Origin of the sequence: Labilibacter marinus (assembly GCF_001659685.2) — a bacterium.
Classification (GTDB): Bacteria; Bacteroidota; Bacteroidia; order Bacteroidales; family Marinilabiliaceae; genus Saccharicrinis; species Saccharicrinis marinus.
In genome coordinates this window covers 1-8,438 of sequence record NZ_LXYE02000022.1, presented here as the reverse complement: position 1 = coordinate 8,438, position 8,438 = coordinate 1, and the positions used below count along the sequence as shown (strand labels likewise).

The following is an 8,438-nucleotide window of genomic DNA, read 5'->3' as shown; positions in this document are numbered from 1 at the left end:
AACGCTAAACAAGGCTATCAGAACATTAAAATAAATTGTTTAGGACGCTGTTGTGCCATGACTATAAATATGTATCCCTTCTGGGGATATTAAGATAACTTCAGAGAAGTTAAATATTTATAGAATTTGAAATTCTTCCCTTTCCCTAACAATCCCAGCGGGATTGAATATAAATAAAGGGATCTAGAGATTAATAAAAAGTTTAATCGCTCAGTAATGTTTATCTCATTTTAAAAAGATGCACATCATTATGTTATAATATTTACACATTCCATTGACATGAAAAATATTTTATATAACTTGTATACCATTCATTACCAAAGCACCTATAAACTATATCTCATTTATTTTAGTAAGCTTCGGTAACCAATAATAACCTTATTTTTTTATTATGATTGAAAAATTAATTGCCAAAAGCCGTATTACAGAAGTACACGGTACATCGAGAACAATGAATACAGCCTACGAATCATCAGGCTTAACTACCGACCAATTTTTAACGGGTATTTATGAGCAACTCATAAGCAAAACTACTGCACTTGGTATGGCCATAAGTCGTTCGCACGCCGAAAGTGTTGCGGCCGAAAAAGATGAAGTGCGCGATGATAAAATTCGCGCTGTGGGATATCAGTTACAAGGTTACTTGTACTCTCCCGAACAAGCAGTTCGCGACGCGGCTGCTATAGCAAAACAAGTGTTTGATAAATATGGATTTGCCATAATAGAAGAGACTTACGTAAGCGAATCGTCGCACATTATATCGATGTTAAACGATTTTGCTGCCCCAAAAGTAGTCGAAGCCATAACACTACTTAAAGGCGTTAGCGAAAACATTGCAGCCCTAAAAGCAGCACAAGACGACTTTGAAACGACCCGCGCTAAATATGCCGAAGAGGAGGCCAAACACGGAACACTCACTAGCGCAACAGTACTAAAAAAAGAAGTACTGAATATTATTAACAACGATTTAGTACAGTTTTTACGCACTGGCGAACGCTTTCAGCCCGAAATTTATGGTGCCTTTGCACGCACCATTGCCGAAATTATTGATAAAAATAATGAGCAAGTAAAAAAACGCAGTAAAAAAGATAAAATCGAAAATGAAGTATCTTAGGTTTTAATAAATAGAAAAGGATGGTTTGTCAATTGGCAAACCATCCTTTTTGTTTAGTATTTTTAAATGCTTTTAATGCAGCATTCTTTAATTCGCTTTTACAAGCTTAACGCCTTTTCCAAATCTAAAGCGTGCAATCAGCCCCCAATTATTTGAGTTAAATTTCATTTTATTTGTAAGCATAAAATGCGGTCGCCAATCGAACCCAATGGTTAAAGGAAAATCAAAAGAATACTCCATACCAAAATCACCAGCTGCTGCAACATCCAAACCATTATTAAAATATAGTTCGGGCCCAACTCCTGGATAAAGTTTAAAGCCACTCGGACCGTCCTCTAAGGCAAACATCCAATCGAAATAAGCCCCCATTGATATATTGTTATCAAAATTTAAAGCTCCATGTAATCTGGGTGTCTTAGCCAAGGGGATAGTCATATCAAGAGCAAAGTCGTTTCCAAAGCGGCCACCAAGCTCCCAGTTTGATTGCGCATTGGCGTTTAGCACAAAAGCCAATGCAATAATTGTAATGATAAGTACTTTTTTCATCTGTTTAAAATTTAGTATCAAGACACAAGTATCAAGTAGAAAGACTAATTTACAAGATGTAAGATCAATACTGCATAATACTTTCAATCATGCTCTTGTGTATTTATTACCCAATAATTATGGGTGTTTCATGTGTTTATATTTTCTTTCATTTGTCATATGGAGCTCTCAAGAAATTTTAATCGTTACCCTGTGTGTAATTTTTAAGATTAAAATTTACATGGTCGTTTCATCTGTTTATTTATTTTTCATGTTTCAACCAACTACTTAATTAATTCCACTTCACCTGGCATCCATGTTTTTTCAATCCACGGTTTTAATGGCCCGTATACTCTAAGAATAACAGAAAAACTCTTGTCTGGGATAGTTTGTAGCCAATTGTTCTCCATACCTTCTGGCGCTGCTGGTGCTAGGTACACATCAAACGAACCGTCTTTGTTTTGTTTGAATCCTTCGGTTTGGCTTCCCACTGTCGGAAATTTTTGATCGGTCTGTAACAATGAGCGCGTTTGCGTGTCGTATATGGTTACTGCCCAAAAATCATTTACTGGCACATTGGCTGGTATATGCAATTTGTATGCTTTACCTCCATCAAAGTGGTTTTTATCAGCATCTAAAAAAGCAATGGCATAATCAGAACCGGCTCCCTCAATGGTAACTGCCATAGCTGGAGTAACCGCCGTATAGTTATAATGGAACATATTCAGAGCATCGGTATTATAACCACCAGTTTCTGTTCTGAAGAATACATCTTTACCTGCAAAAGCCATTATCCATGCACTTTCTGTTCCAGGATAAATCTCTACACCCGCTAAATTTTTATTGGTGCGTGGATACCATGTAATTGAACGTGCAGCAGCATTTCCTATGGCAACGGCTTCGGTCAGTATTTTTTTCATTCTTTCATCTGGCGCAAAAGCTTTACCTTTTTCAATACCTATGGATGCAAACAATCCTTTGGTTACATCGTCTAACATATCCACATGCTCTTCATTAATCCATTCTGCCAAATGCTCATAAAAAGAAAAGTCATTGGTATGTACCGTATTAAAGTCAACACCTGAAATATCTACCAATTCCATTTTCTTCGGATTGTCCTTTTCAGCCAAAGGGTATAGTTTCATATTTTCGCCAATCATCTTTACGGCTTTTTCAATTCCATTTGCAATGGAAGTACGGGTAAAAACAAATACTTTGTTGGTTGGCGACTTAACCACAAAATAACCTTCTGGAATTTCGCCCTCGTACCCTGGAGGTAATATCAAATACTTTCCGCCTTTACCTTTATCTTCGCCAAACGGTCCAATATCGGCAATATAACGAAACCATGCATCGTTAAAAGCACCCAACATACCAGCAGGTATTTCCATCACTATGGGGCCATCTTTTCCCACATTAATGTACGGAGTAACATAAATGGTAGAAGTATTTGCTGTTAATAACAAAGATTTAGAATCTAATAAGGATTTTGTTATCCCTATTTTATTGTAATCATCTACGCCAGCTTCTTCTAACCCCACAATTAAACCTCTTACCGAAGCTCCTGGTATACCTTTCATAAATGCATCTACACCGCGCATCCTATCCAAATAATCATATACATTTTCGGCAGTTGCTTTTGATGGCACCCCATCAAAAAATTCCAATGCACCAATGCTTGTTTCTACTTTATTGGGCGTTTTAATACCTGCAGGGATATTAGTTGTCATTGCATAGGCCTGAATTTTCTTTTGTTCTTTTTCTTTAACTGCAGTCTCAGGCTGACAAGATGCCAGCACCAAGGCAATTCCTGAAATTAAAATAAGTTGTTTCATATTTTGGTTTTTCTATAGCGTTAAGTTGTTTTCTATTCCACTAATTCTAAATCGCCTGGTTTCCATGTTTTGTCAAACCAAGGCTTTAAAGGGCCATAAAGACGCAATAGTACATTGTAACTTTTACCAGGGACAGTCTGAATCCAATTGCCCGCATGCCCTACTGGTGCTTTAGGACCAAACCATACCGTATACGAACCGTCTTGGTTTGATTTAATAGTCGGGCTATTACTATCAAGACCAGCTTCTTTTTGATCAGTTTCTAACATAGAACGATGTTGCCCTGAGTATACCATAAACGACCAAAAATTATTCACTGGAATAGGCGCAGGAAGGGTTACTTTGTAGGTTTTACCTCCATCGAGATAATTGCCTTCCGCATCGTGAGGTGTAAAAGCATAGGCCGATCCTGTTCCAACTCTTGGTACAGACATGGCTGGAGTAATGCCAGTAGCCACATAATGAAAAATACTACGACCATCAATGTTCATTTCTCCTTCATTCATAAAATCATGACCTCCAGCAAATGATGTATACCACGTGCGATCGGGGTAAAAATAAACACTTGCATCGCGAGGGCGGAAAACAAGTGAACGTGCCGAAGCGTTAGCTATTGCAGCTGCATCCTTTAGTATTTTTTGCATGCGCTCATCTGGCGCAAAAGGTTGTCCTTTTTTAATACCAATAGAAGCAAATAATCCAACCAGCTCAGGGTTAAATGCGTCCGCAGGCTCATATTGAATTACTGCATTAAGTTCATCGTAAAAATGCGCATCGTTAGCATGTATCGTATTAAATTGTTGGCCTGACAGATCTAATATTTTTTGCTTTGGCGGCTTGTTAGCCTGTGCAAGAGGATAGCAACGAAAACCTTCTCTTAACTGTTTTGTAGACCCCTTCACATCGCCGTCTTTTACAAAAACACGCATAAAAAGCCAGTGACGATAGCTTGTTGATTTTGCCACAAAGTAGCCTTCAGGTATATCGCCCTCGTAGTCAGGACCTATAAATAAATATTTACCACCTCTGCCACGATCTGGTCCTGTGAGTCCTACATCGCTAACAAAACGAAAAAAAGCGTCGTCAAGCGAGCCCAATACGGGTCCGGGTATCTCTACTACTACAGGTCCGTCTTTTAGGTCAACCTCAACAAAGGCATAAGGGGTTGTTGATTGCGCAGTCAAAAATAAAGTACGGGCATCCATCAAGCCAGCAAAAAGCCCAAGGTCTCCCGGTTCTAATCCCGCATTTTTTAAGCCTTCTAACATGGCATATACCGAAGCGGCAGGCATTCCACTCAAAAATGTCTCTACACCGCGCGATAGGTCAAGGAAGTCAAAGGCCTTCTGAACTGTAGCTTCACTAGGCATGCCATCGAAAAACTCAAGATCGCCAAGCAATTCAGTTTGCACTTTATCTGGCGTAAGCAAAAATTCGGGTACATCAGCCGCATACTTTGGTTGTTCAACTGCTTGTTTTTTATTTTCCTGTTTAGCTTCTGGGATTTGTTGACAAGCGTATGCCATCCACCCAATAAATGGGATGGCCATAAACTTTAAGTTGTTAATTAATTTGTTCATGGTTTAAGTTATTTGTTATTCAATGCTTTTATCTTTTTTAAACATACTGGTAGGAAGCAAAAATTGCGCTTGAACTCTCCATTGCCATTTAGGGCCAAAATCTGGTCGCACCACATTATAATACAATTGACTTTGTAAATTCAATGGCAGTTTACCCCCAAGCATCATCATTTTACCACCACCGGCTCCAATTGGCACAATCCATCTATCATCACCTTCAGCTGTCCAATCGGCTGTTATTATAGGCGAACTATTTACATACCAACCACCACCTAATTGACACACTGCAAATAGATTAACAAGCATGTGATTAACATCCTGTCTATCTGAGTTACCGGCAAACGACCAAGCATTATTTACGAGTCCTCCAAGCGTCCAATCTCCAGGTTGAGCTAACACAACCAAAGATGGTCCTGCGCTCCATTTTTCATTACCTCGTACACTTCCGCCAGTTGGCAATTCAATAACAGGTCCAAACCCCCACATTAAACCTTTGCTTTCGGGCACATAAAATCCTGTCAATACCATATCGCTTAAACCAGAAGTGAGCTTTCCACTTTCGTTACCAAAATCAGGAATACGCACTATAGGCATGATGGTTCGAGTAATAAATTTACCGTTGAATAAAGGAATAACGGGTTGAATGTTTAAGACATTTACATTACGGTTGTGCTCTCCATAATTCATGTTCAGGTTATTCTGAAATGGAAAACTCATTAAATCAGCTAACGGGTTAGCAGCAGCTGCAGATAATTCTTCTTTAGATTGTTGAGCATTTAACATACCTAATATGAAAACAACAAGCAGTGCTGTGGTTAATAGTTTTTTCATGTTTCTTAAAAAAGTTATATAATATTTAAATGGATAGATTCCTGATGAAATGGTTATGCTAGCATCAATACGAACAGGCATTAGCATTGCATAAATTCAAGGTATTGCCAGTATCAATACCGTTCCTAGTTGAAACTTCAACGAATCACATTTACTAAATTATGGGTATGAAAATCAAGGAATATATGCGTCGAATAGAAGTTGGTATTTCTAAGAAGATTAATGACGGTATTGCCTTTGACTGTAGCAATGTTTTTTTTGTAAGTGAGCCCTAAAAAGAATATGAGCTTGAGTAAAATAACAATTACAAGATTAGTGTTTCTCATCTTATTTTGTTCATATGGGATTACGGTTGCTTTTCTTACAGAATAAGCGTCGTTGCCATATGAAGTGTAATCTACCAATCAATAACAATGCACTTACTCTAATGCATTGGCAAAGGTGATAAAAACGAATGGTTATTATTTAGACAGTAGTGTCGACAATACTCTTAGATGCACCTTGTTTATTAGCTAGCTCAATGAGCGGCCCAAGTGCGTTCATTATATCATAACATGTCTCACACAGGTACTCCACTGTATAGTTATCAAAGCTAAGCCTTGAATACCAGGCGTCAACTAGTATAAACCACAAGGGCTTAACCTGGTCATCGGGTAGGTTAATATGAAAATAGTCCTTAAACTTTGGTATAATTATATCGGCAGAAAGAGCGTTTCCTTTTATATAAGCATTGTTGTATTTAAGTATATCACGATGCTTAAATAAGGTTTTGGTAAATTGTATTCCTAATTTAAGGTCATATACTACTTCATATAAGTTTGGGATATATGTATGCAAGCGATTACTTATCTCCACATTGAAAACATCAATAGTTGACTTAATATGTAATTCAAGGGTTTTATCCAATAAGTCTTCTTTGTTATCAAAGTAGTAATAAAAATTAGTACGAGGTAAGCCACATTCTTTAGCCACCTCTTTTACCGAAAAATCTATAGGCCCTTTTTCTGCAAACAAGCGATAAGCTGTTTCTAGCCAAATAGTATATGAATCTGATACATTTGTCATTTTAACCCTATATTTTTAATCCAAAAACATTCAAAACAAACTAAAATACGCCTATTGGCTCTATTCTAAGGCTAAGGTATAAAATTACTATAGTTTTTAGATGAAAATAGCAGAAAGCTTTCTGTAAAATATTCTCTAATGAATTATTTCCCATAGCGCTGTAAAAATATATCTGCTACAAGTATATTTTAACAACATCCTCTTATATTTAAGAACAAAAACATCTACTGACATACTGTTGTCAGTTATGCATTGTAAGCTTGTGCATCCATAACATCTAATAAAACACAATACCATGGCAGAACCATTAAAAAACATGATAAATCCAAAGCTTGTAGAGCAAGTTGGAAACCAGTTAATACAGATAAAAAGTGATTTTAACAAGGATGCTTTTATCAAAGAGGTGTTCGATAATAACTGGGAAAACCTGGAATTAAAGGATCGGATGAATCATGTGGCTTACATTATGGGACAACACCTACCTGCAGATTATGCAGAGTCTATTGAGATTGTATTAGCCTTAACTAATCTGGCTCAGAACGATAGTAAAGAAATGTCGTTTGTATATATGTTTTTACCTAGTTATGTAGAGCAGTTTGGCATTCAAGATACAGCTACTTCGGTAAAAGCCATGGAAAGAATCACCCAGTTTAGCAGCTGCGAATTTGCCGTAAGGCCATTTATCATCAATAACCAAGATATAATGATGGAGCAAATGTTAAACTGGAGTATGCATGAGCACGAAAATGTGCGCAGGTTTTCTTCGGAAGGTTGCAGACCTCGTTTACCATGGGCTATGGGCTTACCAGAACTAAAAAAAGATCCTGCTCCTATTATGCCTATACTTGAAAACTTAAAAGATGATGCTTCGGAATTTGTACGAAAGAGTGTGGCCAACAATCTCAATGATATCTCAAAAGATCATCCTGAATTAGTATTAAGCATAGCTAAAAGGTGGCAAGGAAAAAGCAAAAACACCGATTGGATTATTAAACATGGTCTGCGTACTTTATTAAAGGCAGGCAATCAAACCGCGTTAGAGATGTTTGGGTTTGGTTCGTCGAAGGATATTAAAGCGGAGAATTTTAAAGTAATTACCCCATTGGTTAAACTTGGTGACTATTTAGAATTTAGCTTTGATATTAACAATACATCTAACTCGGATAGCAATATTCGCTTGGAGTATGCGGTATATTACCAAAAGGCTAATGGTTCTTTAGCCAAGAAGGTATATAAAATAAGCGAAAAAATGTATGCTGCTAACTCAACCTCAAATATAAAGCGCAGACAATCTTTTAAAGTTATCAGCACCCGAAAGTTTCATGAGGGATTGCACCAAGTAGCCTTAGTTATTAATGGTATAGAAATGGAGAAACATGATTTTGAATTGACATTTGAATAAGACTTGCTCCATACCTTAAATAAAAAAAGACAAAAGCAGTATTATCCCAATACTACTTTTGTCTTTACATTATACTTTCAATATTG

At 37.2% G+C, this 8,438-nt stretch carries 7 protein-coding genes; 2 read left to right on the top strand and 5 right to left on the bottom strand.

Annotation, left to right across the window (positions count from 1 at the left end):
• The first annotated feature begins 391 nt into the window (after positions 1-391).
• Positions 392-1,114, top strand: a complete 723-nt coding sequence (locus A8L32_RS11015; RefSeq protein WP_066630545.1) for a DUF6261 family protein — start codon at positions 392-394, stop codon at positions 1,112-1,114.
• An 87-nt stretch (positions 1,115-1,201) separates the two neighbouring features.
• Here the strand turns inward: A8L32_RS11015 and A8L32_RS11010 are convergent, their stop codons facing one another.
• The 5 genes from A8L32_RS11010 to A8L32_RS10990 all read right to left on the bottom strand — a co-directional run bounded on the left by A8L32_RS11010 (position 1,202) and on the right by A8L32_RS10990 (position 6,950).
• Positions 1,202-1,660 carry a hypothetical protein gene (locus A8L32_RS11010; protein ID WP_066630543.1) on the bottom strand — a complete coding sequence of 153 codons (459 nt, stop codon included), beginning with the start codon at positions 1,658-1,660 and terminating at the stop codon, positions 1,202-1,204.
• Between the two features lie 263 nt (positions 1,661-1,923).
• Complete coding sequence (locus A8L32_RS11005; RefSeq protein ID WP_083631276.1) at positions 1,924-3,474, bottom strand: DUF1254 domain-containing protein; 1,551 nt, start codon at positions 3,472-3,474, stop codon at positions 1,924-1,926.
• 32 nt (positions 3,475-3,506) lie between these two features.
• On the bottom strand, positions 3,507-5,054 hold the full coding sequence (locus A8L32_RS11000) for a DUF1254 domain-containing protein (RefSeq protein ID WP_198931763.1): 1,548 nt from the start codon (positions 5,052-5,054) through the stop codon (positions 3,507-3,509).
• Positions 5,055-5,069: 15 nt separating this feature from the next.
• Positions 5,070-5,885 carry a transporter gene (locus A8L32_RS10995; RefSeq protein ID WP_066630547.1) on the bottom strand — a complete coding sequence of 272 codons (816 nt, stop codon included), beginning with the start codon at positions 5,883-5,885 and terminating at the stop codon, positions 5,070-5,072.
• Positions 5,886-6,350: 465 nt separating this feature from the next.
• On the bottom strand, positions 6,351-6,950 hold the full coding sequence (locus tag A8L32_RS10990; RefSeq protein WP_066630541.1) for a TetR/AcrR family transcriptional regulator: 600 nt from the start codon (positions 6,948-6,950) through the stop codon (positions 6,351-6,353).
• 295 nt (positions 6,951-7,245) lie between these two features.
• On the opposite strand from A8L32_RS10990, the gene A8L32_RS10985 reads away from it, so the two are divergent.
• On the top strand, positions 7,246-8,352 hold the full coding sequence (locus A8L32_RS10985) for a DNA alkylation repair protein (protein WP_066630539.1): 1,107 nt from the start codon (positions 7,246-7,248) through the stop codon (positions 8,350-8,352).
• The last annotated feature ends 86 nt before the right edge of the window (positions 8,353-8,438 follow it).